Raw genomic sequence first — 26,832 nt, 5'->3', positions numbered from 1 at the left:
AATTGCTAAATGGTTAAATTGTTGAAAAGGGTTTTGTAGGGACAGGTCGCGCTCTGTCCGAATCGTTCAACAATTAAGCAATTTAATTCCCTTTCTTAAACCCAAGCGCAGCTGAGTTCAGGCAGTAACGCAGACCGGTTGGCTTCGGGCCGTCGTCGAATACGTGCCCCAGGTGCCCGCCGCATTTGCCGCACACGACTTCGGTTCGCACCATACCCATGCTGCGGTCAGTGATCTCTTTCACATTGTTGCCGGAGATCGGTTTAAAGTAGCTGGGCCAGCCGGTGCCGGAGTCAAATTTGGTGTCGGAACTAAAAACCTCGTTGCCACAGGCGGCACAGGTATAGACACCCTTTTCGTGGTGATCATTAAACTTGCCGCTGAAGGCAGGCTCGGTTCCTTTCTGGCGGAGTACAAAATACTGTTCCGGCGTGAGCTGCTTTTTCCACTCGGCATCCGTTTTATTGATCTCGAAAGTCTGCTTAGATTTTTTGGAGCTGCCGTTTTGTGTGGCTTCTGCCTCAGCTGAGGCGACGAGAACAGCTTCAGAATCGGTAATGGGTTGGTCCTGTTGGCCGCAAGCAGGTAGGCTTAGCAGCAACAGTAAGGTATAGACATAAAACGTTTTCATACAGTTGTTTACGAAATTCCAGAGCAAAAAGCAGGCCCCTTTTGATTATTTTATACCTCATTGAACAAAGGAAGCCTGCATAATGTTTGCTCCTTAATAATAGCCATCGTGCTGAAAGAGAAGATTTAATAATTACCTAACCTGTTTATTTCGAGCGGACTACTAAAAATACGAAGGCTTTTACATACCTTTGCACCTCGAAAAATCTATTCAATGCAAAATATTCGAAATATCGCGATTATCGCACACGTAGACCACGGCAAGACGACGCTCGTGGACAAAATCATCCACGCTTCAAAGCTATTCGCTGATCACCAGCACTTTGACGACCTCATTCTGGACAACAATGACCTGGAGCGCGAGCGCGGTATCACGATCGTTTCCAAGAACGTATCGGTTCGTTACAAAGGCGTTAAAATTAACGTTATCGACACGCCTGGTCACGCTGACTTCGGTGGTGAGGTAGAACGTGTACTTAAAATGGCTGACGGTGTACTCCTTCTGGTAGATGCCTTTGAAGGTGCCATGCCACAGACACGTTTCGTGTTGGGCAAAGCCATTCAGCTGGGCTTGAAGCCGATTGTAGTTGTAAACAAAGTAGACAAAGAAAACTGCCGTCCTGATGAAGTGCACGAGCAGGTGTTCGACCTGATGTTCAACCTTGAGGCAACTGAAGACCAACTGGACTTCACGACGCTGTACGGCTCTTCTAAGCAGGGTTGGATGAGCACTGACTGGACACAGCCAACAACTGACATCACACCTCTACTGGATGCCATCATTGATGTGATCCCTGCAGCGCCTTATCGTGAAGGTACGCCGCAAATGCAGATCACCTCACTTGACTACTCTTCATTCGTAGGTCGTATCGCTATTGGTCGTGTACATCGTGGTACCCTGAAAGAAGGTATGCCAATCAATTTGATGAAAGCAGACGGCTCTATCAAGAAAGGTCGTATCAAAGAACTGCAGGTATTTGAAGGCTTGGGTAGAAAATCAGTGGAGGAAGTATCTGCCGGCGAAATCTGCGCTGTGACAGGTATAGAAGGCTTCGACATTGGCGATACCATTGCTGATGCAGAGAATCCGGAGGCACTTCCACGTATCTCGATTGACGAGCCAACCATGAACATGCTTTTCACAATCAACAACTCTCCTTTCTTCGGTAAAGAGGGCAAGTTTGTGACATCACGCCACCTGCGTGACCGCCTGTTCAAAGAAACAGAAAAAAACTTGGCCCTGCGCGTACAGGAAACCGACCGTGAGGATTCCTTCCTGGTATTTGGTCGCGGTATCCTTCACTTGTCAGTACTGATCGAGACGATGCGTCGTGAAGGTTACGAACTGCAGGTAGGTCAGCCACAGGTAATCTATAAAGAAGTTGACGGCCAGCGCCACGAGCCAATCGAGCAACTGGTAGTAGATGTTCCGGAAGAGACAGCTGGTAAGGTAATTGAGTTGGTATCGATGCGTAAAGGTGAGCTGAACATCATGGAGCCCAAAGGCGACCTGCAGCACCTGGAGTTTACGATTCCTTCGCGTGGTCTGATTGGTCTGCGTAACAACGTGCTGACAGCCACTGCAGGTGAGGCTATCATGAACCACCGCTTCCTGGCTTACGAGCCTTACAAAGGCACTATACCTGGCCGTAACAACGGTTCTATCATTTCGATGGAAACAGGCCCGGGCACAGCTTACTCAATTGATAAGCTGCAGGACAGAGGTACTTTCTTCGTTGATCCGGGTGTAGACGTATACATGGGTCAGGTAATTGGCGAGCACAACCGCCAGAACGATATCACAGTGAACATCCAAAAGGGCAAGAAGCTGACCAACATGCGTGCTTCAGGTTCTGATGACAACGCCAAGATCGCTCCGGCCAAGAACTTCTCGCTGGAAGAAGCCATGGAATACATCCAGAAGGATGAGTACCTGGAAGTAACGCCAAAGAGCCTGCGCATGCGCAAAATTTACCTCGACGAGAACGAGCGTAACCGCATGAGCAAGAAAGAAGAAGTAGCGTAGGTATAGCCTGCTCTCAATAACAAAGCCCCGGCTGGTGAAAACTGGCCGGGGCTTTTTGTTTGTGTTTAACCTTGATCCGTTATTTTTAGCTTGTTATTTGACTAATAATTTCAGTTTTATAAGTATTATCTCATCCCGTTATTGTTTATCAATAAATAACATATATTTGTTATCGATAAACAATAACGGGATGAATAAACACTTCTACCTAGCAAAGGGGCTGTATGGATTTTTTCAGTTGCATTCTGGCTCATGATCATCTTTAGTATATTTCAAATAGCCGTTGAAGTTTTCACTAAAGATGGTAAGTTATGGAAAACAACGAGTACCCATCATTCAAGCGGATTTCTTGTTCCAGTCACAGTGCAGGTAAATATTCCTGACTCCGTAGTTACACTTACAGGTAACAACTTTTCACAAGCTGCCCATTATTCAAAATCTTATAAAATCAATGAATCAACTCAACGTAAAATTGATAGCCTGGCGAATCTACCTCATATAAATAAGGAGGTCGTAAAAGGCCGTATAGAGGTTATTCCGGCTTCCACTGGCACAAGTTCAGAGAGTTTACTGCAGGCTAACACATCTATTATAGCTTCAGATGGCTTTGTTAAAGTTAAATCTTCTGATACCTTTTTGATTATTCTGCATTATATAAAATCCTATATAAGCGTGATGGTGAGTATTTTGGCTTTTTATCTCCTCAAAAGTATATTCTTCCAACTTAGCAAAAGCCACTCGTTTAGCCATAACATTGCACAAAAAGTAAAATGGATTGGCCTTATTGTAATTATAGCAGAGTTAATTACAGTGGTCATCAATTTTATATATTCCCAATATTTTGGTATTATGATTATCACAGCATTAAAAAATGGTGCAAGAGAGACATTACAAGTAACGATGAATCCGCGGTTGGATTTAAACTTTACATTATTACTTGTTGGACTTTCTCTAGTCGTGCTAAGTTCTCTCCTTAAGTTAGGAAACACACTTGAAAAGGAGCATCAACTGACTGTTTAGGAAATGCCTATCCTTATTAACCTTGATAGAATGCTAGCAAAAAAAGGGATGAAAAGCACAGAGTTGGCTGATGCTATAGGTATAACTACTGCAAATCTTTCTATTCTGAAAACAGGCAAAGCAAAAGCTATCAGGTTCTCCACTCTGGAAGCCATTTGCCAAGCGTTAGAGTGCCAGCCTGGTGATATTTTAGAATATGAACCATAGCAAAAGATCGCTACAAAACGCTGTCCAAAGGTATCTTTTAGTCTGATTGAACCTACACCCAATTATTCTAAATTGCACCAAATACAGAAGCAAACCTAACTCCTGAAGATTTTAAAACCAGTAAAAACACGTTGCTTCAAGACGCAATCGATAGCGCAGAAAAGAAAATAAAAGCCATTACTGGCTTTAACTGACTGATATTCACCCTTACTCACAGCACATCTACTCCTGAGACGAATACATTTACTAATAATATAACTATACACATTTAAATTATAATTATATACCATACCTTTCTCATAGTACTATACCTGTTGTATTATGAAAACACATGCTTTTTTCACCGGACTTCTTGCACTGGTTTTTCTTTGTTTTACACCAGCTGCAGCCCAACTGAACGTGGGCAAAAACCTCAAAAATAAAATCAACAACAAAATCAATCAGAAAGTAGACCAACAGATTGATAAGTCAATAGATGAAACGCTGGAAGGCAAAAAAGAAGCTCCGGCTGAGAAAAGCGACTCCAAGCGCAGTGCCGCCAAAGCGGGCGAGACTGGGTCAGAGGAAGTGAAGATGAAAGCCTGGAGCAAGTATGATTTCGTGTCGGGCGATAAAGTGCTGTTTTCGGACAACCTCGCAGGCGAGGAAAATGGGGAGTTCCCCTCACGCTGGGACTTGAACAAGGGCAATGCCGAAGTAGCCGATTTTGGAGGCGAACCGGTCATCAACCTGGTTGCTACAGGAACAAGTATCAAACCGCTCATGAAACGTGAAAACTGGCTCCCCGAAACATTTACGATCGAGATGGACCTCTACTTTGACAGCGACAACCCCAACGTAGCCTATGATATATTTCTGGTAGATGACCTGGAAAATTATAAAGAACCAATAAACGGGCACTTCTGGGACCCGATCGATGTGCGGGCAAACAGCGTCAGGTTTAAATCTTATGGTTCTGAGTCAGAGGAGTTAAAAGAAAAAGGCGTGAATAATCAGTGGCGACACCTGTCCATCGCTTTTAACAAGCGCAGCATGAAGGTATACCTGGACGAAGAGCGCCTGATCAACATCCCGAATGTAACAGGTACACCAACCGGCCTGCGCATAGAAATAGACAAGCGCATTGATGCGAACACGATGGTTAAAAACGTACTGATTGCTGAAGGCGGCAAGAAACTATACGACCAGATGGCTGCAGATGGCAAAATAGTCACCTATGGCATTAAGTTCGATGTGAACAAGGCAGATATTCGTCCGGAGTCGGCAGGTACGCTCCACAGCATCGCCAAACTTATGGAAGAACAGCCCAACCTAAAGTTCAGCGTAGAAGGCCATACGGACAGCGACGGTGACGACAATGCGAACATGAAACTCAGCCAGCAGCGGGCAGAGTCTGTCAGAACATACCTGATCGGGCAGGGCATTACATCCGAACGGTTAGAGGCCAAAGGCTGGGGCGAATCTAAACCAATTGACAAGAATGCGACAGCCGAAGCGAAATCAAACAACAGGCGGGTGGAGTTTGTAAAAAAGTAGAATACCGGCTATACCTGCCATACACAAAGAGGTTGTCTGAACAAGGCAGCCTCTTTGTGGTTTTAAAGCAGGTGTAGTTTCACTTTAAACCCGCCCTCTCTATACTTTAAATTGTCGCTTTGTCAGCAGCATTAAGTGCCCTGTAACGAAAAAAAATCCTATACAACGGCTCGTCTGTAAACATTAGCGCTGATTTACGTTAGATAGGCAGATAAAATGAATAACCTACTTTGCATGAAAAGCTACCACCTGCACGTTCTCTCACTCGCGTGCATTCTCCTTTTTTCCTCAGGCTGTGCCCGCAGGAATTTCTTCGCTAAAACACCTGTCATTGACCAGGCTCATTATCAACAACTTAAAACCGCTTCTCCAGCGGATGTAGACAGTGTCACCGTAATGGCTGGCCAGCATTATAAACGCACGGGGTTCCATAATTTCTTTTGGGGCAAGCATTACCGAGAGGTATGGACCACGCCTGTGACAGTCAGTGTTTTCGACATGAAAACGGCCAAGGGCGGCTTGTCCATAGAGAAGCTCGGAGGCGGTATGCAGACCACCAGCCTTACCCTGATCGATGACAGCGGCTTCACCTATGCACTCCGCTCACTGGACAAAGACCCGGCCGGCATCCTGCCCAAGTTTTGGCGCAACACCTTTGTAGCGGATGTGCTCCGCGATCAGACCTCGGCCATCAATCCGTATGCAGCCTTTGTACTACCCACCATGGCAGAAGCAGCTGGTATACCGCACTCAAAACCGGAACTGGTCTACGTACTTCCTTCCGATACCACTTTTGGAGAGTATAGCGACAGGTTTCAGGACCGTGTGTTCATGATCGAGGAAAAATACAACGACGAACGCACCCTTACCCCCATGCTCGGTAACGCCGTGGATATTGCCAGTTCTAAAAAGATGCTCAAGAAGCGTTTCGGCGATGATGACCACTTTATAGATCAGCGTGAATTTGCCCGTGCCCGCCTCTTCGATCTGTTCATCAACGACTGGGATCGGCATGAAGGCCAGTGGGAATGGGCGGTATACGACGATGGCAATAACAAGCACTACCGCGCTATACCTAAAGACCGCGACAATACCTTTTTTAAGTTTGATGATGGGGTCATTACCTGGCTTTTCAGCCGCAAGTGGGCTATCCGGAAGTTTGAGACCTTCGGTCCTGAGTACAGAGATGTGTATGCCCTGATGATGAACGCCAGCTTTATTGACCAGCGCGCCCTGACCGAACTGACCGCCGAAGACTACCAGCAGATCGCCACTGAACTGCAGACTTCCCTGACAGATGAGGTCATTGAACGGGCCATCCGGCAGTTTCCGCCCAAGGTATACGAGCACTTAGGTGAGGAAACAATAAGCATACTGAAAAGCCGCCGTGATTTGCTGCCTCAGGCTGCACATGCGTTTTACCTGCACCTGGCTGAGAATCCTTTGGTAATCGGGACTGATACGGAAGAACGGTTTGAAGTTGAGCGCTTGAACGACGAAGAGACTGCCGTCAAGGTAATTCGATTATCGGACGACCAGCAGGTATACCACCGGGTTTTCAAACGCAGCGAAACCAAGCAGATTACTCTGCACGGCCTGGCCGAGGACGATGAATTTGAAGTAAGCGGTGATGTAAACAAAGGAATACGCGTCGTGATAGTGGGCGGACGCGGTGAAGACGAAATCAAAGACAAGTCAAGCGTAAAAGGCTGGCGTCGTAAGACCATTGTGTATGACACGAAGCGGGGCAACGAAATCGAATTCGGACCCGAAACCGTCGACAAAACCACCAGTAACGTAAAAGTACACGCTTTTGACAGGGAGGGCCACTGAGTAACCCTCAACCATAGAATCGGACACCAATACCAAACGGTTTGATACGGAGAGTTAATGCTACGTTACTACCTGGATTAGAAAACCAATAACACAAAAAGAGAGCCGACTGCTAAGCCGGCTCTCTTTTCTTATACTACAAGTTAATCTTGTTTTCCTGTTTCATTTTGGGCTCCTTGTCCGCCACCGCTGCTGTTTCGGCTGCCAGTACGGTTGTCTTTGTCTTTGACTGCCCAGGCTCCCTGTCCCTGCTGTTGGCTGGCCGTAGCTTTTGTACCTTCCGTTCCGAGATCTGTTGCGCCTTTGTGGTTCGCTTCATTGGAATACTTATCCGGCATTGGCTGCGAATTTGCGTTGCTCTCTGGTTTCTGTCTGTTCTGGTTATCTTTATTATTAGCCATATCTTTTCTGTTTTTCTTCAACTTGGGTCCGCAACTCTTACGGACTTTCTCCCTGTAGGTACGATCGCCCGCTAGGGTGGGTTGTTGAAGAAAAAGGTTACAGCTGTTTGTTCACCACAGTGGAGGATGCCTGCGCAGCTGGCAAAATCATCACCTCCGCAATGTTCACGTGGGCCGGGCGCGTCACCATAAAGGTAATCAGATCAGCTATATCTTCTGCACGCAGCGGCTCATAACCCTGGTATACACTGGCAGCACGTTCCTTGTCACCTTTAAAGCGCACCTCCGAAAATTCTGTCTCCACCAGGCCAGGGTTCACCTCCGATACCTTTATACCTTCCTGCACGAGGTCGATACGCATACCTTTGGAAATGGCGTCTACTGCAAACTTGGAGGCACAATACACATTACCATTGGCGTATACCTCTTTGCCGGCAATGGAACCGATGTTGATAATGTGGCCTTTCTTGCGGTTGAGCATGAGGGGAAGCACAGCATGGGTCACATAAAGCAGCCCCTTTACATTGATGTCGAGCATCGCGTCCCAATCGTTCAGGTTGCCGCTCTGCACCGGCGCCAGGCCATGGGCATTGCCGGCATTGTTCACCAGCACATCTACACCTTTCCAATCGTCAGGCAAGTTGCTGATGGCCTCCTGCACAGCCTCTCGGTCACGCACATCAAAAGTCAGCGTGTGCACCGGCACCTCCGTGATCTGCTGCTGCAGCTCCTCCAAGCGCTCTGCTCTGCGACCTGTTGCGATGATATGAAAGCCCGCTTTGGCCAAAGCAAATGCCGTGGCGCGGCCTATACCTGATGTAGCTCCTGTTACAAGTGCAATGCGTGCCATACTATTCGAAGTGAAAGATTAGTGATACGTTTCGGGTAGTCATTTTGTCGATCAACGGACTATACTCCCCACCGGCATTACTTTTCTGATTCATGAGTCCGTGGGAGAAGCGCAGCTCGGGTGCAAACTTAAAGTATGGGTAGAAAATATCCAGACCTACACCATATTCTATCGACAGGTCATTGCGATTTATACGGAGCAGGTCGCGGTTCTGTGTATGCGTGGTATTGCCCAACACACGGCTCGCCTTCACACCGCCCACCATGTACATCCTGAAGTTGCCGCGACGCTTTGCTCTATACTTGAGTAGCACCGGCAATTCGATCACCGGGGAGGCAAAGGTTGTGTTATCAAAGTTACCGCCTTCTTCGCCTTCAACACTGCCTCTTTCAAAATCGATGCTGCGGCCATAGAAGCCTACACCAGGTACAAAGCGGGCATCCAGGTATTCGAGCAGACGCACGTTCAACACCAGGCCAGGATAAAAACCCAGGCTGTTCATGGTATTCACTTGCGTACCTGTGGCTACTTGATCTGCATAAGCCTGAGAGTGCTCAATGTAGTACTTCGAATACGACATCCCCAGGTAGAAACCATAGTGAATGCGTTTTTCGTCGTAGCCTGGTTTATTTTCGCCTTTTACTTTCTGGTTCTGGGCCTGTACCTGCGTAGCACCTGCCAGGAAAACGAAGAAAAATACCGCAAAGCTTATTTTTTGCCGGTGTAGATGGAGCTGATGCCAAATGTGAGTGAATGCCATTTTGTTTGTTTAAAGCCAACTTCTTCAAAGATGTTCAGGAAGCCCTTGCCATCCGGGAATGCCTGCACCGATTCGGGCAGGTAGGTATAGGCGGCACGGTCCTTAGAAACGAATTTACCTACCATCGGTAGTATATTCTTAAAATAAAATTGATACAGCTGCTTCATCGGGAAGCTTTGCGGCTTGGAGAACTCCAGCACCACAGCTGTGCCGCCCGGCTTGAGCACGCGGCGCATCTCCGACAGGCCCTGCTTCAGGTTTTCAAAGTTACGCACTCCAAAAGCGACTGTAATCGCATCGAAGCTATTGTCTTCAAACGGCAGGTTCTCGGAGTCACCATACTTCAGTTCGATCTTATTCGTCAGTCCTTTGCGCTTCAGTTTTTCACGTCCCACAGCCAGCATACCTTCCGAAATATCAACGCCTGTGATTTTATCTGGATTGAGCGCCAGCGCTTCGATTGCAAAGTCGGCTGTGCCAGTGGCAATGTCCAGCATTTGCTTCGGTTTTTCGGTTTTAAGCAGGCTCACCGCCTTCTTGCGCCAAATGATATCGATGCCAGCACTCAGGAAATGATTCAGAAAGTCGTATTTGCCTGCAATGTTGTCGAACATCTGCGCAACTTGCGATTTCTTGTCGTTATTCTGGTCTTTGTAGGGTACTACCGCCATGGGTTATGCTTCTTGTAATAAAAGAACAAAAATACTCTACCTGTAACTATTATGCACAGTATATATTCCATTATTATAAAAAAAACAGGCTGAGCGAATGCCCAGCCTGTTTTTTATTTATACAATGTAATCAGGCAACTTAGTTAACAGGCACTTCCTGCTGCGTATCCTGACGCTGAATGATCTTGAACTCAGTTCTTCTGTTCAACTGCATGTTTGAAGAAGAGTTGTTAGTAGCAACCGGACGACGCTCACCGTAGCTTACTGTCACGAGTCTGCGTGCAGAGATCCCCTGCTGTACCAGATAATCGAAGGCAGCATTCGCACGGTTCTCACCAAGTGTCATGTTATACTGCTCGCTTGCGCGTGAGTCAGTGTGACCTTCGATGCTCACGTTCACGTTAGGGTTAGCTTTCATGAAAGCGGCAACTGCATCCAGCTCACGAATAGACTCGGCACGAAGGTCGTACTTGTCAGTGTCGTAGTAGATGTTTTTGAACTCCATGGTCGCAATGGCATCCTTACCGGCCAACGTAGGAGCACCTGGGCCTACACGAGTAGAATCATCACCGAAGTCGATGTAGAAGTTCTGCTCAATGGCAGTCGTGTCGTTAAGTACCATTGGCATTTCAAAAGACTCAGTTGTCAATACTTCACCGTCTTTTGTGATCTCAACCTGGTAAGTACGGCCAGAAAGGATTTTCAGGTCATACAGACCGTCTTCCTGCTTTGTCACGTCTCGATAAGAGATCGGGCGCTTGTCAGCCTGCTGTCCGTTAAATACCAGCTCCAGACCAGGTATAGCCAGGCTGTCGTTGGTGGCATACACACGGCCAGTTACGCGGGCAGCACGGATGTAGTTGATGGTATAGATATCTTTTTCGCCGTAACCGCCAATGCGGTAAGAAGACAGGTAAGCATAGCTTCCGTCCGGGCTCAGGCGGTAGTAAGTATCATCGTCTGGTGTGTTTACCGGGTAACCCAGGTTCTCAGGACGGGCAAATCGCTTGGCTACAGAGTCGTACCTGGCTACGAAGATGTCATAACCACCCATGGTATTATGACCACGTGAAGCGAAGTATAAAGAACCGTCAGTTGCCATGTACGGGCTATCGTCATCAAACTTTGTGTTGATGGCAGCACCTACACTGCGCGGCTTGCCCCACTCACCGTTGCGCTGACGCTGCGATACGTAAATATCCAGGTCGCCGTCTTCAGAGTAGTGGCTGGTAGAGAAGTATAGACGCTGGTTGTCCGGCGTAATAAAGGCATCAGACTCAAAGTCAGCTGTGTTGATGTTAGAACCAATGCTTTTGGCATCGCCCCACGATCCGTCCGCCTGACGCTCTGCGTACATGATGTCGCCGTTGTTTACAGAACGGTACAGCAGCATTTTGGTATCGTTGTCGAACAGCTGGATAGAAGCGTCGTGGCCTGAGCTCTTCAGGTTACCGGCGATAGAGCGTGGCTGCTCCCACTCGTCACCCTGAATACGGCGTGTTTCGTAGATGTCTTCGAAGTACTCACCGTCAGCAGCTTTAGAACCACTCTGGTTGTTACCCGCACTACGCGAGGTGAACAGCAGGTAGTTGTCGTCAGAAGAGATAACTGGGCTGTGCTCAGAGTACTCAGAGTTTACCACACCACCTAAGTTCTTCACGAAGATATCTTTCGGGTTAGCTACTTCCTTCTGCGCGTTGCGGCTCTGCTGGATCAGCATGGCCACCTCTTCACGGCGCCAGTCATCACGCTTACGCACATTCGGAATATAAGCCTGGTAGTGCTTAATGGCATCGTCAAAACGATAGTTGATGTGATTGATACGGCCCAGCCAGTACTCAATATCACGATCTACATTAGGCTTAACAGACTGTGCTTTGTTGATATACTCTGCCGCTTTCTCCTTATCGAAAGTCATGTAGCTGATACCTGCAAAATACAGGGCTTCAGCGTTATTTGGGTCATTGGCCAGCACTTGCTCATAATAAGGCAAGGCAGCGCGGTAGTTTTCACGGTCAAAAAATTTGTTTCCAGTCCGTACCAGCTTTCTGTTGCTCTGTGCATCTACCGTGTAGGCACTCACACAGGTAACCGCAAGCGCTAATGAAAGCCGTGAAAATAATTTGGCTAAATTATTCATGCTGTAAAGGGTTTGTTATACTTATTGTTTGTATGGAAATTTATATAATTTTTCTCTTGAAGAATGCTTCAGAGGCCTGCCCCCTTAGCTGATCACCTTACCAACGGCTCCACTCCTGCATTCTTATTGTATTTTTTCACTTCTTCCCCACACCCAACAACATCCCCCTTACGCTACTAAAGGTATAATAGATACACTAATATCTATTTTTATATACTAACGCAGTAACCCAATTCCAGATCAGAGAGCAAATATATTAAAATATAAATATAAACTATATAGGTTTCTGGATTATTTAGTAAAACGAATTTTGATTTTAACTTTACTTACTCCCACTATACCTGACTCACCCGTTCTGCTGCTTAACCGAGACATGTTTGCCAAAATAATAGTAATTTTGACAAATCCGTGCTATACCTGTCATCTAAGGCACAGCGCGGACCATAAATTATAAATGCCACATCAGCAAGCCAGCTACCGGCTTGGCTGCTTAAGCAAGCAATAGCATGGTTATCAAAGAAGCTAAATTCTTAATAAGTAATACACGGGTTGACCAATGCCCGGAACCCAACAAACCGGAGTATGCCTTTATTGGCCGCTCCAATGTAGGCAAGTCCTCGCTCATTAACATGATCACGGAGCAAAAAGGGTTAGCAAAAACTTCCCAGTCTCCGGGTAAAACACAGCTCATCAACCATTTCGTGATCAACGATAAGTGGTACTTGGTCGATTTGCCGGGCTATGGCTATGCCAAAGTGAGTAGGGAGTCCCGGGAGCAGTGGCGCAAGATGATCAACTACTACCTGCAGAAGCGCGAAAACCTGACCTGTGTGTTTGTCCTCATCGATTCCCGTCACGAGCCGATGAAGGTCGACCTTGACTTTATACACTATCTGGGCAACCTTGGCGTTCCTTTTGTGATCGTATTTACCAAAACCGACAAGCAGTCTGCCACCAAGACCGACTCAACCATAGCCGCCTACGCCCGTAAGATGCAGGAAACATGGGATGAACTTCCCCGCATGTTCAAAACCTCAGCTGTTGACAGAGCCGGGCGCGACGAGATCCTCAATTTTATAGATGAGGTGAACGCACAGGTGCAGTACTGACAGGTATGGGGTATGCGCTAACTTAAATTGTTTACCCTTATGAAAAGTAAAATCTCAATTTTGTTTCTTTTATTTGCCTTTATGACCTTTGCCGCTGCTGCTCAGTCAGCCGATACAGCTAAAGAGAAAGAGGTATGGATACCATCGAAGTCTATCGTTGTGACGGAGTACTACAAAGGTGGCCAGGAGGCAATGTACCAGTTCATCGACAAGCAGATAAAGTACCCGGCTATGGCACGTAAAAACCGCGTGCAGGGCGAGTGTATCATCAGCTTTACGCTGAACGAGGACGGCTCCACGTCGGGATTTAAAGTCCTGAAAAATGCGGGCGCAGGCACTGGCGAGGAGGCCTTGCGTATCGCCAAATTACTGAAATTCAAGGCACCCGGCCCCGGCTTTGGCATGGTGGCCAGTGTGCCCATAATGTTCAAACTATAACCAACAGTTTTTATACCTGATTATGCCTATTGATTTAAGACAAGTTTCAGCCATTGCCGGCATGAGCGGACTTTACCGCATTGTAAAGCCTACACGCAATGGCGTGATTGTGGAGAGCCTTTCTGACAAGCCAACCCGTATGGTAGCCCAGGCACGTCACCGCATGTCGCTGCTGGACGAGATCTCGATCTACACCAACGACGAAGAAGCAACTGTGCCGCTGGCCGATGTGATGGACCGCATCCACCAGAAGTATAACGGTGAGCTGCCTTTCGGCGAGAAACCTTCTGACGAGGAACTGAAAAGCTTTATGTCGGACGTGCTGCCAGACTATGACGAAGACCGTGTGTATATATCTGATATGCGGAAACTGGCCACCTGGTATGGCATCGTAAACAAGCACGTTGGCTTTAGTGCAGACGAAGCGCCTGCCTCAGATGAGAAAGCAGAAGAAGGCAAAGAAGAAAAGGCCGAATCGAAGGCAAAGAAGGCCAAGAAATAAGAACCTGCCCCACAAAAAAGCCCTCCGGACAGGAGGGCTTTTTTTATCGCTATACCTTACGCTTACAGTCATGACCTACTCTCCTGCTCTCATTGCCAGCGCCGCTCGTCAGCTCCAGCGGGTTTTCGAATCGGAGCACCAACTGCCTTCCCAGGAAAGCGAGCTGGTACAGGAAGTAGCCCGCCTGGTTCTATACCTGCTGCGCCATAACCTGAACCAGTTGCTCAACATACTGTACCGCATTGATGTGGAAGAGCGCAACGTCAAACGGGCTATGCTCGCGGCCTCCGAAGAAGAAGTAGCCGAAAACATAGCCCGTTTAATTGTGGAGCGAGAGCTGCTCAAGGCGCAGATCCGCTTCCGGTATAGCCAGAATTAGTTTGCTGTAACTACCTCTTTTTTTTCAACTTCAGCTCTCAAAAATTCTTCTACTTTGTCCACCATCTCGGAAGATCCGATGATCAGGGGCGAGCGCTGGTGCAATTCGGTTGGCTCTACTTCCATAATGCGGCATTTGCCGTTAGAAGCCTTTCCACCTGCCTGCTCTACAATAAAGGCCAGTGCGTTGCACTCGTACAACAGGCGCAGTTTGCCATTCGGCGCTTTCGCAGTAGACGGATAAATGTATACCCCACCCTTGATTAGGTTGCGGTGGAAATCAGACACCAGCGAGCCAATGTAACGACCCGAGTAACCGTTCTCTTTGCAATAGCTCAGGTAATTTTTGATGCCTTCCGGGAAGCTGTTATAGCCGCCTTCGTTGCAAGAATAAATCGTACCTGTCTCTGGCGTGCGCATGTTAGGGTGAGAAAGGAAAAACTCGCCCAGCGATGGCTCATAGGTAAAGCCGTTCACGCTATGACCAGTGGTGTACACCAGCATGGTTGACGAGCCATAAACCACATAGCCGGCCGCAATCTGGTTGACACCTTTCTGTATACAGTCTTCCATCGTACCTTCATTGCCTGCTTCTGATACACGACGATAAATAGAGAAGATGGTACCGATCGAAACGTTCACATCGATGTTGGAAGAGCCATCCAGCGGGTCGATGGCCACAATGTACTTTCCTTTGAGGTTGCCTGTCTGAATGATTTCGTCTTCCTCCTCTGAAATGATGGCACACACCTCGCCGCCATTACGAAGGGCGCGTATGAAGCGAATGTTGGCGATCACGTCGAGTTTCTGTTGTTCTTCTCCCTGCACGTTCTGCTGGCCGTAGGCTCCGGTCACGTCTATCAGTCCGGCACGGTTAATTTCGCGGTTCACGATCTTGGCTGCCAGGGCAATGTCGCGCAGCAGCTGCGATAGTTCTCCGGTTGCAAAAGGGAAGTCCTCCTGCTTTCTCATGATAAACCTGTCAAGCGTGGTGCCGACAGGAAGCGCTAGTTTGTCATTCATTATGGTGAATTTTAAATATATAGCTACAAAAATATGACATTTTGAAACATAACCGAAGGATACTTACATTTACGCAGTAATAGTCTCAATTGATGAAAGTATTTAAGTTTGGCGGCGCCTCCGTAAAAGACGCCCGCGCATTGCAAAATCTGGCCCAGATCGTATCCGCACAGGGTGGCAAAGAAGAATTGCTCCTGGTGGTGTCAGCTATGGGCAAAACGACCAATGCCTTGGAGCAGGTATACGACCTGACCACCGCCGGGAAAGATTTCGGTGACGCGCTCGATCAGAGCCGTCAGTATCATTTAGCTATTGTTAATGAGCTTTTCCCGAACAGGGAACACCCTGTATACGGACGCCTCGAACATCTGTTCGCTCAATTGCAGCAAGTACTACAAGCCTCTAAAGGACAATCAGTTACTAATCACGACAAAGGCTATGACCAGGTCGTGAGTTTTGGTGAGCTACTGTCTTCTGTTATCGTGCACTATTTTATGCAGGATCAAGGTATAGCCAATGCCTGGGTGGACAGCCGAAAATACATTCAGACGGATAGTAGCTGGCGCGAAGCCCGTGTAGACTGGGCCTGGACCGAACGAGTGATCAAACGAGATCTGCCTGCTATACTTTCACAGCAGCTTATCGTGACGCAGGGCTTTTTGGGCGGCACCAACAACGGCCTCACCACCACACTTGGCCGTGAGGGCTCTGACTTCAGCGCCGCCATTTTTGCTTACTGCCTCGATGCCGAAGGCCTTTATATCTGGAAGGACGTAGCTGGCCTGCTCAACGCCGACCCAAAACGCTTTGCCCACACCGTGCGCTACCGCGAGCTTGACTACCAGGAAACAGTGGAAATGGCTTATTATGGCGCCTCGGTCATTCACCCCAAAACGATCAAGCCACTGGCTAACAAGTCGATTCCGCTGTATGTAAAATCCTTTTTGGACCCAACGGCTGAAGGTACCAAAATCTGCGATTGTCGCTTTGAAAAGCTGGCTCCGGCGTATATAGTGAAGGATAACCAGTGTCTGGTGTCGTTCAGCGCCAAGGATTTTACTTTTATCAGCGAGAAGAATCTCGGTACCATTTTCAATGCTTTGTCAGAATTGCGGCTTAAGATCAACCTGATGCAGAACTCTGCGATCTCTTTTTCGATCTGTACTGATTATAATGAAGAACGCCTCCACAAGTTACTTGATACCTTAACGGACCAGTTCACGATTCACTACAACACCAGGCTGCAGCTTTTTACAATCAAAAACTACGACAACGAAAGTATACAGGAGATCACGAAAGGCAAGGAAATACTGATGGAACAGCGAACCAGAACGACGTTTCAGGTGGTGTGCCGATAAATTACTACCTGCAGGAAATTACCCTCACTCGCAAAAACTGCGATAATCTCCTGTTGTCTGTGTTCGAAGCGCTGTTTTCAGCAACCGTAAGCTCAAAAATTCAACTGACGCAATTATCCTGATTCATGATAGGTATAACTAGGTATAAAGTTGAGTCTGTTGCGCAACAGGTTTGCAATGCCCGACTTTGGCGCTATACCTATACCTATACCTATACCTGTCAGGTGCTCTGCGCCTGAATAGTCGTATACCTAACGCTATACCTTAGCACAAAATTAATTCCTGTCCCGGTTTTGACTGGCTGCACCATATATCATAGAGTCGCCTTTCCCCTATCCTCTAAAAGCCGTAACTTAGTCCGAACAAAAAAGAACTTAGTCCGAACAAAAAAGACTAAACTATGGAATTTATACTTGTCACCCCACAGGCCCGTCCGCATGTGGCCCTGATCCAACTCAACCGTCCGAAAGAACTTAACGCCCTGAACCTGCAGCTGATGGGCGAAATGCGCGATGCTCTGAAGGAACTTGACGAGAACGACGAGGTGCGCGCCATCATCATCACAGGCAACGAACGCGCTTTTGCTGCCGGTGCCGACATCAAGCAAATGGCTGGCAAAACGGCCATTGACATGCTCAACATCGACCAGTTCTCCACTTGGGATCAGATCCGCAAAACCAAAAAACCGATCATCGCGGCCGTATCAGGTTTTGCGCTGGGAGGTGGTTGCGAACTGGCCATGACCTGCGATATGATTGTGGCTTCGGAAACAGCACAGTTTGGTCAGCCGGAAATAAAAATAGGGGTAATGCCAGGTGCGGGCGGTACACAGCGCCTGACTAAAGCTATTGGCAAAGCCAAAGCTATGGAAATGGTGCTGACCGGTAAATTTATCAGCGCCGACGAAGCCGAGAAACACGGTCTGATCAACCGCGTGGTGCCGGTGGAGCTATACCTGGAAGAGGCCTTTAAATTGGCAGGAGAAGTTGCCCAGATGTCGCCGGTAGCGGCCAAACTTGCCAAGGAATCCGTAAACCGCTCTTTCGAAGCCAACCTCGACGAAGGCCTGCACTTTGAGCGCAAAAACTTCTACCTCTGCTTTGCTTCCGAAGACCAGACTGAAGGCATGAACGCCTTTGTGGAAAAACGTAAGCCGGAGTTTAAGGGAAGGTAATTTGAGTTAGAAAGCAAAGGTGTAAGAACATCTTCTTTACTGTCATTTCGAACGGAGTGAGGAATCTGATTGGTGATCAAAACCCAGCTTTCTCCTTGCGGTCGAAATGACAGGTATGATTGAGTTCTTAACTCAAAACTTTTACCCTTGAAGTTCCCCCATCTACGAACAACTTTTAACGCTTCACTTTTAACTTTTAATAATAAGGCCTACCTTTACGGAACTATTCCTAGTTAAGAATCATTCTTATCTCAGTATGCAACACCTGACCCGAGACGAAATACGACAAAGCCTGACTGAATGTGGCCTGAAGGCTACACAGCAGCGCATTGTGGTGCTCGAAGCGGTAACAGAACTGCATGGGTCGCACCCAACCGCAGAGGATGTTTTCCAGCGACTACGGCCTGCAAACCCGACGATTTCGCTCGGTACAGTCTACAAAACGCTGGATACTTTTACTGAGACAGGTATGCTGCGGCGGGTAGTTTCAGAAGGTGGCAGCAAGCGTTACGATTCGAATACGATGACGCACAGCCACATCTACTGCAGCAAGACCAAGGAAATTGTTGATTTTGAGGACAAAGAACTGGAGCAGCTGCTGATCAGATTTTTCAGTGAACGCCAGGTGGAGAACTTCGAAATTAAGGGCTTTTCTATTCAGCTGACAGGCTGTAAGGTAGAGCCCGACAAAAAGATAAGCATTACAAAAGTTTCTAAATAGATTATTTCAAAACCCAATAAAAACAAAACAAAATGGCAGTATTAGTAGGTAAAAAAGCACCTTCTTTCAAGGCAACAGCAGTAGTAAACGGCGAGTTCGTAGAAGACTTCTCTCTTGACCAGTACATCGGCAAGAAGCACGTGGTATTCTATTTTTACCCAATGGACTTCACTTTCGTTTGCCCGACTGAGATCATCGCGTTCCAGGACAGAATGGAAGAGTTCGATCGCAAGAATGTTGCCGTAGTTGGTTGCTCTACCGACACGCATTTTTCTCACTTCGCATGGTTGAACACTCCACGTAACCAAGGTGGTATCGAAGGTGTTGAGTATCCACTTGTTGCTGATGCAGCTAAGACGATCGCTCAGAACTTCGACGTGCTGGCTGGTCATTACGACTACAACGAAGAAGGCGAAGCGATCTTTGTAGGTGAGCCGGTTGCTTACCGCGGTCTGTTCCTGATCGACAAAGAAGGTGTTGTTCGTCACCAGGTTGTGAACGACCTTCCGCTTGGCCGCTCTATCGACGAGGCCCTGCGTATGGTAGACGCCCTGCAGTATTTCGAGCAGAAAGGCGAAGTTTGCCCAGCCAACTGGTCTGAAGGCAAAGAAGCCATGAGCGCTACAAAAGAAGGCGTATCTAACTACCTTGCAAAGCACTAAGCTTCACAAAGTTTGAATAAACAAAAAGCCCCGGCAATCGCCGGGGTTTTTTGTTTATAACTAGGAACCTGTTTAGGGTTTTTCTAATTTCTTTATTTTTCTGATAAACAGCACTGTAAAAGCCAGAAAATGGAGCGCCATCCAGTTGCTGGCTTTTGTTTCAAAGCGCACCAGCAGGGCTTTGAAGCTGTCGAGCCAGGCACAGGCCTGCTCCACAGTGTTTCTTCTTTTGTAGAGCTCTGGGTCAAAGTACACATAGTCTTCTGAAGCCGCCCCATTTCTGGGGTTGAACGCGATATTGGCCTCTATTTTAAGTGAGGAGCAGCGCCTTCTGAACTCATCTGAATCAAAGCCTGCGTCGGCATTCAAAAACAAGCCGTTTATTTCCAGGCCAGCTTCCGAGAGCAATTCGGTCAGCTGGCCGAATACCCTCTCAATCTCAAACAGGTCGTGATGGTTTCCTGCCGTTGGCCCCGAGCAGGCCAATAGCAGGCCCGTGTCATCGGAGAGAAACAGGCTGTTGCAAGTCCTGGCCGCCTTGCGGGCCTGAAAGCCCACCCACTCGCCGCCCCTTTTGCAAATCGTCTGGCTGCCGTCCGCTGCCCAGCGTTGAAAATGGTAAAACACTGCCTGCCAGCCCAGGCTCCCTTCGCCAAGCAGCTCTTTTACAGGGAGCAGGCGCCACTGGCACCCTGTTTTAAGCTTGTAGAGTATGGCGCCTACTATTTTACTGGCTGCCACATGGAGCCTGGGACCGCGTTTGCCAACACTTAGTTGTGGCACGATCCATTTATTTATGCTATCTTCACTTAAGGCTTCCATTGGATTAGGACTTGGTGAGCAAATGTTTTCGCAAACACTTTTACCAACCTAATTCTTTGGAGGTTCTTAAAACCCTAAACAGCTTCTAGGTATAAGCTTAAAATTCACTCCACAGTGCACCGTTCTTAGAAGCATACTTTCCGACCTTACCCTCTTCGTTTAGCTTCTGCAGATGGTCTTCCGCCTCGCTGGTTTTCATACCTGAGAGTACGGCAAATTCTTTTGTAGTAAGTGTGCTATACCTGGCAAAAAGTGAGGTATAGGCTGTGTCATACGCCTGCTTAGTAGCCTCTGGGTAAAGTTGCAGCAGCGCCTGCTCGTATTGCGCGTAAGGGCGGGAACCGTATACCAGGATGCGGTTATCGTTTTTATCTGTCACGAAAATGGTTGGAAAGCCCCGCACGCCTAGTTGGCGCGCCAGTGCCAGGTCCTGCTGAAACAACCCTACTGCTTTGCCTTCGAAATCAGTCTTCAACTGTGCCACATCCAAACCCGTTTGCTCGGCGGCCAACGCCAGGTTTTCCCAGCGTGCTATGTTCTTCTTCTCCAGGAAAATCATTTCCTTTATCCTTCTCAAAAACTTCACTGCTTTGTCTTCGCCCTGCAGTTGTGCCGCCTTAAAGGCAATGGAAGGCGGATAAGAGGATGGCAGCGGATCTTCGAGCCACAGGTTGCCGTCTATCGGCATCTCGTAATGAGCTCCGGCCTCTTCCCAGTGCTGGGCCACGCTGGTGGGTCCGTTTACATCACGGCCACCGTAGGATTCCCAACTCTGCAGCAGGCCACCCATGCGGTATTCTACTTCAAAGTATGGCCCGTACTCAAACGCCAGTTTCTTCAGTTGTGGATCGATTCCCCAGCACGAGGAGCAGATTGGGTCGGTAAAGTACAGCAGCTTGATCGGTTTCTGAGCTGCGGCAATGTTGGTTTCTTCTGTATTTATCTGTGTTGCCGGAATCTCGCAGATGCCCGTCTCTATATCGCAATGCAACGTTGGTTTTGTCTCCATGTTCTGTTATCTTGTTTAAACTTAATCTGAATCAGCGGGATAGTCAGTTATTAAATGGCCACGCTGAGCTACTGTTACAAAGGTCGGGCTAAACCTTTGGAGAGTCAATTAGTCAAAAAAACATGACCACCAACAATTTACCACAAGAGGACGCGAGTTGCCCTGCCGAGGGTATTCTGAAACAGTTATCCGGCAAATGGAAGCCACAGATTTTCAGGCTTGCCCTGGAGGGCCCGGTGCGTTTTAACAGTTTACTGCGACAATTACCAGGCTCCAACAAGCAGTCGGTGTCGACGGCGCTCAAAGAAATGGAGGAAGCGGAAATCCTAGTGAAAACTGTGGTGCAGGAGAAACCGCTGCACATAGAGTATACCTTGTCGGAGAAAGGAATGGCGATGATCTCAATATTCAGAAGTATGGAAGGATTCCTGCGCTGAGGCCTAGGCCAGTTTTACCAGCCACATCCCGGCAAAAGTTGCCAGCAAGCCCAGCAGTACGCTGGCCAAAATATAAAGTATAGCCTGCCCGTACTGCTCTGTCTGCAGCATGTAAACTGACTCCAGGGAGAAGGCTGAGAAGGTAGTAAAACCTCCCAGTATACCTGTTGCCAGAAACAGGCGCCACTCCTCGGACAGATTGCCTTTGGCAGCAAAGCCGAATACCAGTCCAATCAGGAAACAGCCAACTATGTTTACGACCAGCGTACCTACCGGAAATTGGGTCAGGTTTTTTGTTTGTATAAACTGCGACAGCAGGTAACGCCCGACGCCTCCTATAAAACTGCCTGCCCCAATTGCCAATAGTATTTTCATCTTAAACTGTGGTTCTGCTTAGTGCTTTTGCTCGTAATGGTAGTTTACCATCCACTGGATACCGAATTTGTCAGTGAACATGCCGTACAGCGCGCCCCAGAAAGTTTTGTTAAGTGCCATCGTTACCTTGCCTCCTTCTGATAAACCATCGAAGAGACGCTTTGCTTCGTCTTCGTTCTCCGCGTTGATGGAAATAGAGAAGTTGTTGCCCATTACGGTCGCCTGGCCGAATGCTTCTGAAGAATCACAGCCCATCAAAGTAGTTTCCTTGCTGATCGGCAGAGAGATGTGCATGATCTTGTTTCCTTCGGCTTCCGGGAGCGGGTTTTCGTAAGGCATTTCCTTAAATCGACCTACGTATGGGAAATCGCCGCCGAATACGGATTTGTAAAAGCTAAATGCTTCTTCGCAGTTACCCGCAAAGGTGAGGTAAGGGTTGATGGCTGCCATTTTTCTGTTTTTTGATTTATACAAGGCAATTTACCCTTAATATACCATAATCAGCATATAATTCATTAGAGGCCCGCAAATTTTAAGATCGGTTGCAGCCAGGTATGGCAAACTCATTTTTCATAGTTGACCAGCCTCCCGCTGTCCTTCACCAGCCACGCCTTTTCAGCGTGATCCAGTATGTCTTCTTTGGCATCCGAAAAAGCTTCTACGATCTGGTAAGGTTTGCCTTTAAAATGCGTGTCGAGACGCTTTATCTTTTCTTCGTCTTTGCAGGCCTTTCCTTCCACGATGTAAGTTTCGCCGTTATACCTGGTTTTTGTTCCAAAGAACGCATCGATCGGGTATAGCTCAAATAGCGGCTTCACGTATACCTCCAGTGCACCTGTGGCGCAGATCACCTGCACACCTTCCTGCCTATACCTGTCCAGCTTGGCTTTTATTTCTTTGTTAAACTCACCAGAGAACTCCTTTTTCCAGAACTCACGTGCATATTTTTCTACCTGCTCAGGCGGGATGTTGTCGAGGTAGTTGAAGAAATTCTCTTTGAACTCGGTCATCCGGATCTGGTTCATTTTAAGGAGCGCCTTGTAGTACACCATCTGGAAATAATAGGCCAGTTTGTGTGGTTTCTTCTTGCTGATAAACTTGAAAAACTCCTCCTTGGAGCTCTTGTTATAGAAAGTGCCGTTCAGGTCGAACACCACGACTTTAATGTTGTCTTGTTTATTTTCCGTCATGCGAAGGTGCGTTTATACCTGCCGGGGCAGGTATGCGGTTTACGGAAAACAGGTGGATGGGGGTAATTAAGTCGAATAGGCAATTAGGGAACGCACAGCCCTTTGGTTCCTTGAGCGCGCTTTTCTGGCCCATTACAGTACATAATTCGAGGCTTTCGTGTTGCTTGGAAAAGATAGGATAGTAAGGCTATACCTTCTGCAAGAGTAAGGTCAGGATACGGGGTATACCTGTTTTTTCGTGGTCATCAAAATACTCATTCAGGTCGACCAGTTTCAAGCCGTGGGATTTAGCCGCCAGCACAAACTCGGATATGTGGTGGGTATAGCACTCGACTTCCCGACGCCCCTCTTCCGTATCGAAGCGGGCTCTGATGCCGCTGAATTGCTTAAAAGGATGCAGTTCACCGATGTATACATACCCTCCGGTTTTCAGTACTGCTGCTGTCTGCTCAAAAATAAAATGCAGGTTTTGGATGTGCTCCAGCACCAGGCTGAAGGTAACAAGGTCGTATACCTGCTGTGTGGAAAAGTACCAGGGTTGTGTAATATCGGCCTGCAAAAAACTCACTTTATTGGAACTCACTTTCTTCTGAGCCCGCTTCAGCATCTCAGCAGACAAATCCACTGCTGTAACGTGCAGCGCCTTGCGCACCAGCCACTCCGTATTTTTGCCGGTGCCGCAACCTATCTCCAGACAGGTCTCGAAAGGTATAGCTGCCAGTGTCGTGCGTAAGGCCACAGCTTCCAGGTCGCGAGTGCGGTTTTTGTTGGTGTCGTACTGCGCGGCCCAATCATTATAAGCGTCTTCTACGGTCATAGTTCTTTCAGCATCCAGATATTGCAGGAAAAGTGGCCCGAGTTTCCCAACGCATGCGGCAATGGCCTGAAACCTGCTTTCTCATACATAGATACGGCTTTGGCCAGTTCGGGGAACGACTCCAGGTATAGTTGTTTGTACCCAAGCACACGGGCGGTTGCTATACTTTGCTGCATCAGTTTATTGCCAATTCCTTTGCCTCTGGCTTCGGCGGCCAGGTAGAATTTTACCAATTCCGCACAGCCAGCGGGCAGGCCTTCGGTAGGGTATACGCCGCAGCCACCCAGGATGGTACCGTTTTCTTCGGCCACAATGTAGGCGCTGCCGGATTGTTGGAAGAGTTCGTACAAGGCGTCAGTGGTCGGGTCCGTATACACTGTTCCTGGCTTGTCTATCTTAAACTCGCGGAAAACCTTTCGAATTAAAGTGGCCAATGGCTCGTTATCGGAGGGTTGAATGGGGCGGATAGTGAGGGGCATGTTAGCGGTGTTTTTTAGTTTCGTCAATCTCCTCTCTTATTCTTTTGTTGATGTCTACTTTAGCTCCTATAAAAGTAAAAATGGCAGTCCGGTATTCCCTTGCAAATGGATTTGTGATGGAGTCTGACACGAAAGAAGTTTGAAAATACGGACTGGTTTCCTCTAACTCACTGTCCTTACCCGTATAGGTTTTAACCCTGATCAGGTGGTCGTATTGTTGGTCCAGGTTAAACCAATTAATGTAGTCTGCATTGAAAGAGACAGCTTTGATTTTGTTATTCGTGTAGTAGTTTATCGCTCCGGCCTGGCCATAATTATCGCAGAGCACCAGTGTTTTATCTGATTCAGGAAGCTTCGAATATACGGTATCCACTTTGTAGGCCAGTTCTTTCCACCCAAGCATATCGGCATAATCCTGAGGCAAAGCATGGTCTTTCCCGTCTTCCCACCGAAGCATTCCCAGCTCCTTGTACCGCTTTTCATGTTTCACAATGTATTCGGGACTCTTGTTGGGAAAAGCAAAATTGTACATCGGAATGAAAAACAAAACCGGAATGGCAATGGCAACAGGTTGCAAATACCTTTTCCAACCGTTCTTCAACAGGTTTGCAAGGAAAGCAGAACCAAAAGCAATGTAAATGGGATACAGCCCAATGGCGTAATAGTCCTTGGCCTTGAAATAAACAAAAACAGCAAGCGTAAAAATGATCGCCCAGAAAAAGGCTTTGTACTCACTGAAGGGTTTGTGAAACAATAAAGCATACAGGGCTGCCATGATGACGAACAAAGAGCCCACATAAAACAACAGTTGTGACTTCAAAAACCCCCACGTGTCCACATTTACCAGTTGGGTCTCAGCCAGTTCATTCAGATGATGTATAACCGGGAATCCGTTCAGGTATTGCCATAGAAGGTTTGGCAGGATAAGCAGCAGCCCCAGTAGCATGGCCCGGTATAGCTGTTTCTTTGCCAGTACTTCACGTTGATTGGTCATTAAGATTGCCGGAAATAAGCCTATCAGCAGGAAGACGATGTTGTACTTATTCAAAAAGCCGATGACAAATACAATTGCCCCGACATACAGCCACTTTGGTTTTTGAGTATTTATGTATTTAATAACAACAAAGTAAAGCGTCGTCCAGCAGAGAACGTCTAATGAGTTAGGTTGGTAGAGTGTATTGAGTCTTAACAGAGCGGAAAACAGAACCCCGGTAGCCCCTAAAATCAAGGCAAATAAGTTGTCGTTCAGTTCTTCAATCGCTTTCCAAACTACAACAATGGTCAGGGCACCAAAAAGGGCAGGAAAAAACTTAACCCAAAACACGCCATTGCCCAAAAGCTTGATGAGGTAGGATATCCAGGCAGTCATGGGTGGAATGGATATATAACCCCACGCCAAATGGTTTGCCTGGTCAAGATGGAGGTATTCATCACGTTGCAAATCGTACTCCGGACTGATCAGGATGTACTGCAACAGGAATTTTAAAATGATAAAGCCTGCTAAGATTATCCCTTTTCTTGCCATTCGGTGCTGTATCTTTTAAAACTGCTAGTAGTTTAGTATGCGGCGTCGGTCGAGGTGGCATCTACGCTTTGTTAGTAAATGCTTTTCCTTTAAAAAGTTTGAATGTCAATGTAAAAGCTAAAACAGTTACAACAACTCCAATTTGAGCTACAAAATACCCGAAGTCGGTGTGGTTGAAACTAAATAGGATCAATAGGAATATCATTAGGATAGCTTTTTCAATTTTATTTAAGTCTTTCCAATTGATTATTCCACAAACAATCGCTGCAATCCAAAAACCCCAGGAAATCAATCCTGCAGAGGCAATCGGCCGATTTAATTCGTCATTATGATTGATTAAAGTAAACAATAAACCACCCAGTAAAGCTGAAATTGAAATTATAGAAACAAGGTTTTTCTTATGCGTTCTTTTCTCAATAATATATCCTGCTGGTAAGATTATTAATGCAATTCTTATCCAGCCAAATAAACCTACACTTTCGAACGGATAAGTCAAAAATCTATACCATTGTAAAGGTTGAGATAAATTTCCCGGATAAAGAATTAGGTATTCGCTGATTTCCTGTTCAAATAGCACTCCTATTGTTCTGATTAAGATTGTACTAATCAGAAGCATCATCAAAAATTTTATAGTGAAAATTGGTTTTTCGCTTCTCAAAATTATTTTTGGTTTTGGTTAACTCCCAGAGCTCACGTTCATATCTGCACTTTTCCAACCAAATATAGTAGATAATAGCAA

At 47.2% G+C, this 26,832-nt stretch carries 30 protein-coding genes; 14 read left to right on the top strand and 16 right to left on the bottom strand.

Annotation, left to right across the window (positions count from 1 at the left end; genetic code table 11):
- Window positions 1-82 precede the first annotated feature (82 nt).
- Window positions 83-631, bottom strand: coding sequence for a peptide-methionine (R)-S-oxide reductase MsrB (gene msrB, locus K3G39_RS07490; protein WP_220625571.1), 549 nt, complete (start codon window positions 629-631; stop codon window positions 83-85).
- A 213-nt stretch (window positions 632-844) separates the two neighbouring features.
- On the opposite strand from msrB, the gene typA reads away from it, so the two are divergent.
- From typA to K3G39_RS07465, 5 genes are all read left to right on the top strand, one after another.
- The gene (gene typA, locus K3G39_RS07485) at window positions 845-2,656 is read left to right on the top strand and encodes a translational GTPase TypA (protein WP_220625570.1); all 1,812 of its coding nucleotides are present in this window, start codon (window positions 845-847) and stop codon (window positions 2,654-2,656) included.
- A 252-nt stretch (window positions 2,657-2,908) separates the two neighbouring features.
- Window positions 2,909-3,676 carry a DUF2975 domain-containing protein gene (locus K3G39_RS07480; protein WP_220625569.1) on the top strand — a complete coding sequence of 256 codons (768 nt, stop codon included), beginning with the start codon at window positions 2,909-2,911 and terminating at the stop codon, window positions 3,674-3,676.
- Between the two features lie 3 nt (window positions 3,677-3,679).
- On the top strand, window positions 3,680-3,883 hold the full coding sequence (locus K3G39_RS07475) for a helix-turn-helix transcriptional regulator (protein ID WP_220625568.1): 204 nt from the start codon (window positions 3,680-3,682) through the stop codon (window positions 3,881-3,883).
- Window positions 3,884-4,204: 321 nt separating this feature from the next.
- Complete coding sequence (locus K3G39_RS07470) at window positions 4,205-5,419, top strand: OmpA family protein (RefSeq protein WP_220625567.1); 1,215 nt, start codon at window positions 4,205-4,207, stop codon at window positions 5,417-5,419.
- Between the two features lie 234 nt (window positions 5,420-5,653).
- On the top strand, window positions 5,654-7,252 hold the full coding sequence (locus K3G39_RS07465; protein ID WP_220625566.1) for a hypothetical protein: 1,599 nt from the start codon (window positions 5,654-5,656) through the stop codon (window positions 7,250-7,252).
- 143 nt (window positions 7,253-7,395) lie between these two features.
- On the opposite strand, the gene K3G39_RS07460 is transcribed toward K3G39_RS07465, so the two are convergent.
- From K3G39_RS07460 to K3G39_RS07440, 5 genes are all read right to left on the bottom strand, one after another.
- A complete protein-coding gene (locus K3G39_RS07460; RefSeq protein ID WP_220625565.1) occupies window positions 7,396-7,653 on the bottom strand; it encodes a hypothetical protein in 258 nt (85 codons plus the stop codon).
- A 97-nt stretch (window positions 7,654-7,750) separates the two neighbouring features.
- The gene (locus K3G39_RS07455) at window positions 7,751-8,503 is read right to left on the bottom strand and encodes an SDR family NAD(P)-dependent oxidoreductase (protein ID WP_220625564.1); all 753 of its coding nucleotides are present in this window, start codon (window positions 8,501-8,503) and stop codon (window positions 7,751-7,753) included.
- A gap of 1 nt (window position 8,504) precedes the next feature.
- Complete coding sequence (locus K3G39_RS07450; RefSeq protein ID WP_255594106.1) at window positions 8,505-9,263, bottom strand: porin family protein; 759 nt, start codon at window positions 9,261-9,263, stop codon at window positions 8,505-8,507.
- Window positions 9,212-9,934, bottom strand: a complete 723-nt coding sequence (gene ubiE / locus K3G39_RS07445; protein WP_220625563.1) for a bifunctional demethylmenaquinone methyltransferase/2-methoxy-6-polyprenyl-1,4-benzoquinol methylase UbiE — start codon at window positions 9,932-9,934, stop codon at window positions 9,212-9,214. The genes K3G39_RS07450 and ubiE overlap by 52 nt, the downstream gene beginning before the upstream one ends.
- A 139-nt stretch (window positions 9,935-10,073) precedes the next feature.
- On the bottom strand, window positions 10,074-12,074 hold the full coding sequence (locus K3G39_RS07440) for an OmpA family protein (RefSeq protein ID WP_220625562.1): 2,001 nt from the start codon (window positions 12,072-12,074) through the stop codon (window positions 10,074-10,076).
- A gap of 506 nt (window positions 12,075-12,580) precedes the next feature.
- Here K3G39_RS07440 and yihA point away from each other — a divergent pair.
- The 4 genes from yihA to K3G39_RS07420 all read left to right on the top strand — a co-directional run bounded on the left by yihA (window position 12,581) and on the right by K3G39_RS07420 (window position 14,502).
- Window positions 12,581-13,183, top strand: a complete 603-nt coding sequence (gene yihA, locus K3G39_RS07435; RefSeq protein WP_220625561.1) for a ribosome biogenesis GTP-binding protein YihA/YsxC — start codon at window positions 12,581-12,583, stop codon at window positions 13,181-13,183.
- Window positions 13,184-13,222: 39 nt separating this feature from the next.
- Entirely contained in the window at window positions 13,223-13,621 is a 399-nt protein-coding gene (locus tag K3G39_RS07430; protein ID WP_220625560.1) for an energy transducer TonB, read from the top strand.
- 22 nt (window positions 13,622-13,643) lie between these two features.
- Window positions 13,644-14,123, top strand: a complete 480-nt coding sequence (locus tag K3G39_RS07425) for a DUF5606 domain-containing protein (protein WP_220625559.1) — start codon at window positions 13,644-13,646, stop codon at window positions 14,121-14,123.
- Between the two features lie 70 nt (window positions 14,124-14,193).
- Window positions 14,194-14,502: a hypothetical protein gene (locus K3G39_RS07420; RefSeq protein ID WP_220625558.1), complete on the top strand. Its 309-nt coding sequence runs from the start codon at window positions 14,194-14,196 to the stop codon at window positions 14,500-14,502.
- Here K3G39_RS07420 and fbp read toward each other — a convergent pair.
- The gene (fbp, locus tag K3G39_RS07415; RefSeq protein ID WP_220625557.1) at window positions 14,499-15,524 is read right to left on the bottom strand and encodes a class 1 fructose-bisphosphatase; all 1,026 of its coding nucleotides are present in this window, start codon (window positions 15,522-15,524) and stop codon (window positions 14,499-14,501) included. The two genes, K3G39_RS07420 and fbp, sit on opposite strands and share 4 nt — an antisense overlap.
- 92 nt (window positions 15,525-15,616) lie before the next feature.
- Here fbp and K3G39_RS07410 point away from each other — a divergent pair, with 92 nt between their 5' ends.
- The 4 genes from K3G39_RS07410 (at window position 15,617) to K3G39_RS07395 (ending at window position 19,439) form a co-directional block, all read left to right on the top strand.
- Window positions 15,617-16,882 carry an aspartate kinase gene (locus tag K3G39_RS07410; protein ID WP_220625556.1) on the top strand — a complete coding sequence of 422 codons (1,266 nt, stop codon included), beginning with the start codon at window positions 15,617-15,619 and terminating at the stop codon, window positions 16,880-16,882.
- A 400-nt stretch (window positions 16,883-17,282) separates the two neighbouring features.
- Window positions 17,283-18,056, top strand: coding sequence for an enoyl-CoA hydratase-related protein (locus K3G39_RS07405; protein ID WP_220625555.1), 774 nt, complete (start codon window positions 17,283-17,285; stop codon window positions 18,054-18,056).
- A gap of 256 nt (window positions 18,057-18,312) precedes the next feature.
- Window positions 18,313-18,777 carry a Fur family transcriptional regulator gene (locus K3G39_RS07400; protein ID WP_220625554.1) on the top strand — a complete coding sequence of 155 codons (465 nt, stop codon included), beginning with the start codon at window positions 18,313-18,315 and terminating at the stop codon, window positions 18,775-18,777.
- 32 nt (window positions 18,778-18,809) lie between these two features.
- Window positions 18,810-19,439, top strand: coding sequence for a peroxiredoxin (locus K3G39_RS07395; RefSeq protein WP_220625553.1), 630 nt, complete (start codon window positions 18,810-18,812; stop codon window positions 19,437-19,439).
- Window positions 19,440-19,511: 72 nt separating this feature from the next.
- Here K3G39_RS07395 and K3G39_RS07390 read toward each other — a convergent pair whose 3' ends face one another.
- Window positions 19,512-20,261: a transposase gene (locus K3G39_RS07390; protein ID WP_220625552.1), complete on the bottom strand. Its 750-nt coding sequence runs from the start codon at window positions 20,259-20,261 to the stop codon at window positions 19,512-19,514.
- Between the two features lie 97 nt (window positions 20,262-20,358).
- Window positions 20,359-21,270, bottom strand: coding sequence for a ClpXP adapter SpxH family protein (locus K3G39_RS07385; protein ID WP_220625551.1), 912 nt, complete (start codon window positions 21,268-21,270; stop codon window positions 20,359-20,361).
- Between the two features lie 122 nt (window positions 21,271-21,392).
- On the opposite strand from K3G39_RS07385, the gene K3G39_RS07380 reads away from it, so the two are divergent.
- Window positions 21,393-21,707: a helix-turn-helix domain-containing protein gene (locus tag K3G39_RS07380; protein ID WP_220625550.1), complete on the top strand. Its 315-nt coding sequence runs from the start codon at window positions 21,393-21,395 to the stop codon at window positions 21,705-21,707.
- Between the two features lie 3 nt (window positions 21,708-21,710).
- Here K3G39_RS07380 and crcB read toward each other — a convergent pair whose 3' ends face one another.
- From crcB to K3G39_RS07345, 7 genes are all read right to left on the bottom strand, one after another.
- Entirely contained in the window at window positions 21,711-22,082 is a 372-nt protein-coding gene (crcB, locus tag K3G39_RS07375; protein ID WP_220625549.1) for a fluoride efflux transporter CrcB, read from the bottom strand.
- Between the two features lie 18 nt (window positions 22,083-22,100).
- Window positions 22,101-22,532: a VOC family protein gene (locus tag K3G39_RS07370; protein WP_220625548.1), complete on the bottom strand. Its 432-nt coding sequence runs from the start codon at window positions 22,530-22,532 to the stop codon at window positions 22,101-22,103.
- 113 nt (window positions 22,533-22,645) lie between these two features.
- Window positions 22,646-23,272: an HAD family hydrolase gene (locus K3G39_RS07365; protein ID WP_220625547.1), complete on the bottom strand. Its 627-nt coding sequence runs from the start codon at window positions 23,270-23,272 to the stop codon at window positions 22,646-22,648.
- 187 nt (window positions 23,273-23,459) lie between these two features.
- Complete coding sequence (locus K3G39_RS07360) at window positions 23,460-24,089, bottom strand: class I SAM-dependent methyltransferase (RefSeq protein WP_220625546.1); 630 nt, start codon at window positions 24,087-24,089, stop codon at window positions 23,460-23,462.
- The gene (locus K3G39_RS07355) at window positions 24,086-24,568 is read right to left on the bottom strand and encodes a GNAT family N-acetyltransferase (protein WP_220625545.1); all 483 of its coding nucleotides are present in this window, start codon (window positions 24,566-24,568) and stop codon (window positions 24,086-24,088) included. The genes K3G39_RS07360 and K3G39_RS07355 overlap by 4 nt, the downstream gene beginning before the upstream one ends.
- Before the next feature lies 1 nt (window position 24,569).
- On the bottom strand, window positions 24,570-26,009 hold the full coding sequence (locus tag K3G39_RS07350) for an ArnT family glycosyltransferase (RefSeq protein ID WP_370627212.1): 1,440 nt from the start codon (window positions 26,007-26,009) through the stop codon (window positions 24,570-24,572).
- Between the two features lie 145 nt (window positions 26,010-26,154).
- Window positions 26,155-26,751, bottom strand: coding sequence for a hypothetical protein (locus K3G39_RS07345; RefSeq protein ID WP_220625543.1), 597 nt, complete (start codon window positions 26,749-26,751; stop codon window positions 26,155-26,157).
- Window positions 26,752-26,832: the final 81 nt, after the last annotated feature.

The sequence above is a fragment of the Pontibacter sp. HSC-14F20 genome, assembly GCF_019599265.1.
Classification (GTDB): Bacteria; Bacteroidota; Bacteroidia; order Cytophagales; family Hymenobacteraceae; genus Pontibacter.
This window is presented reverse-complemented; position numbering and strand designations above follow the sequence as displayed.

Coding starts and splice junctions, on each gene's coding strand:
- K3G39_RS07470 (WP_220625567.1), top strand. CDS start 4,205: ATGAAAACACATGCTTTTTTCACCGGACTTCTTGCACTGGTTTTTCTT.
- K3G39_RS07400 (WP_220625554.1), top strand. CDS start 18,313: ATGCAACACCTGACCCGAGACGAAATACGACAAAGCCTGACTGAATGT.
- K3G39_RS07425 (WP_220625559.1), top strand. CDS start 13,644: ATGCCTATTGATTTAAGACAAGTTTCAGCCATTGCCGGCATGAGCGGA.
- crcB (WP_220625549.1), bottom strand. CDS start 22,082: ATGAAAATACTATTGGCAATTGGGGCAGGCAGTTTTATAGGAGGCGTC.
- yihA (WP_220625561.1), top strand. CDS start 12,581: ATGGTTATCAAAGAAGCTAAATTCTTAATAAGTAATACACGGGTTGAC.
- K3G39_RS07475 (WP_220625568.1), top strand. CDS start 3,680: ATGCCTATCCTTATTAACCTTGATAGAATGCTAGCAAAAAAAGGGATG.
- K3G39_RS07365 (WP_220625547.1), bottom strand. CDS start 23,272: ATGACGGAAAATAAACAAGACAACATTAAAGTCGTGGTGTTCGACCTG.
- K3G39_RS07465 (WP_220625566.1), top strand. CDS start 5,654: ATGAAAAGCTACCACCTGCACGTTCTCTCACTCGCGTGCATTCTCCTT.
- K3G39_RS07410 (WP_220625556.1), top strand. CDS start 15,617: ATGAAAGTATTTAAGTTTGGCGGCGCCTCCGTAAAAGACGCCCGCGCA.
- K3G39_RS07395 (WP_220625553.1), top strand. CDS start 18,810: ATGGCAGTATTAGTAGGTAAAAAAGCACCTTCTTTCAAGGCAACAGCA.
- K3G39_RS07355 (WP_220625545.1), bottom strand. CDS start 24,568: ATGCCCCTCACTATCCGCCCCATTCAACCCTCCGATAACGAGCCATTG.
- K3G39_RS07460 (WP_220625565.1), bottom strand. CDS start 7,653: ATGGCTAATAATAAAGATAACCAGAACAGACAGAAACCAGAGAGCAAC.
- K3G39_RS07450 (WP_255594106.1), bottom strand. CDS start 9,263: ATGGCATTCACTCACATTTGGCATCAGCTCCATCTACACCGGCAAAAA.
- typA (WP_220625570.1), top strand. CDS start 845: ATGCAAAATATTCGAAATATCGCGATTATCGCACACGTAGACCACGGC.
- ubiE (WP_220625563.1), bottom strand. CDS start 9,934: ATGGCGGTAGTACCCTACAAAGACCAGAATAACGACAAGAAATCGCAA.
- fbp (WP_220625557.1), bottom strand. CDS start 15,524: ATGAATGACAAACTAGCGCTTCCTGTCGGCACCACGCTTGACAGGTTT.
- K3G39_RS07405 (WP_220625555.1), top strand. CDS start 17,283: ATGGAATTTATACTTGTCACCCCACAGGCCCGTCCGCATGTGGCCCTG.
- K3G39_RS07360 (WP_220625546.1), bottom strand. CDS start 24,089: ATGACCGTAGAAGACGCTTATAATGATTGGGCCGCGCAGTACGACACC.
- K3G39_RS07480 (WP_220625569.1), top strand. CDS start 2,909: ATGATCATCTTTAGTATATTTCAAATAGCCGTTGAAGTTTTCACTAAA.
- msrB (WP_220625571.1), bottom strand. CDS start 631: ATGAAAACGTTTTATGTCTATACCTTACTGTTGCTGCTAAGCCTACCT.
- K3G39_RS07370 (WP_220625548.1), bottom strand. CDS start 22,532: ATGGCAGCCATCAACCCTTACCTCACCTTTGCGGGTAACTGCGAAGAA.
- K3G39_RS07420 (WP_220625558.1), top strand. CDS start 14,194: ATGACCTACTCTCCTGCTCTCATTGCCAGCGCCGCTCGTCAGCTCCAG.
- K3G39_RS07455 (WP_220625564.1), bottom strand. CDS start 8,503: ATGGCACGCATTGCACTTGTAACAGGAGCTACATCAGGTATAGGCCGC.
- K3G39_RS07385 (WP_220625551.1), bottom strand. CDS start 21,270: ATGGAGACAAAACCAACGTTGCATTGCGATATAGAGACGGGCATCTGC.
- K3G39_RS07380 (WP_220625550.1), top strand. CDS start 21,393: ATGACCACCAACAATTTACCACAAGAGGACGCGAGTTGCCCTGCCGAG.
- K3G39_RS07440 (WP_220625562.1), bottom strand. CDS start 12,074: ATGAATAATTTAGCCAAATTATTTTCACGGCTTTCATTAGCGCTTGCG.
- K3G39_RS07390 (WP_220625552.1), bottom strand. CDS start 20,261: ATGGAAGCCTTAAGTGAAGATAGCATAAATAAATGGATCGTGCCACAA.
- K3G39_RS07430 (WP_220625560.1), top strand. CDS start 13,223: ATGAAAAGTAAAATCTCAATTTTGTTTCTTTTATTTGCCTTTATGACC.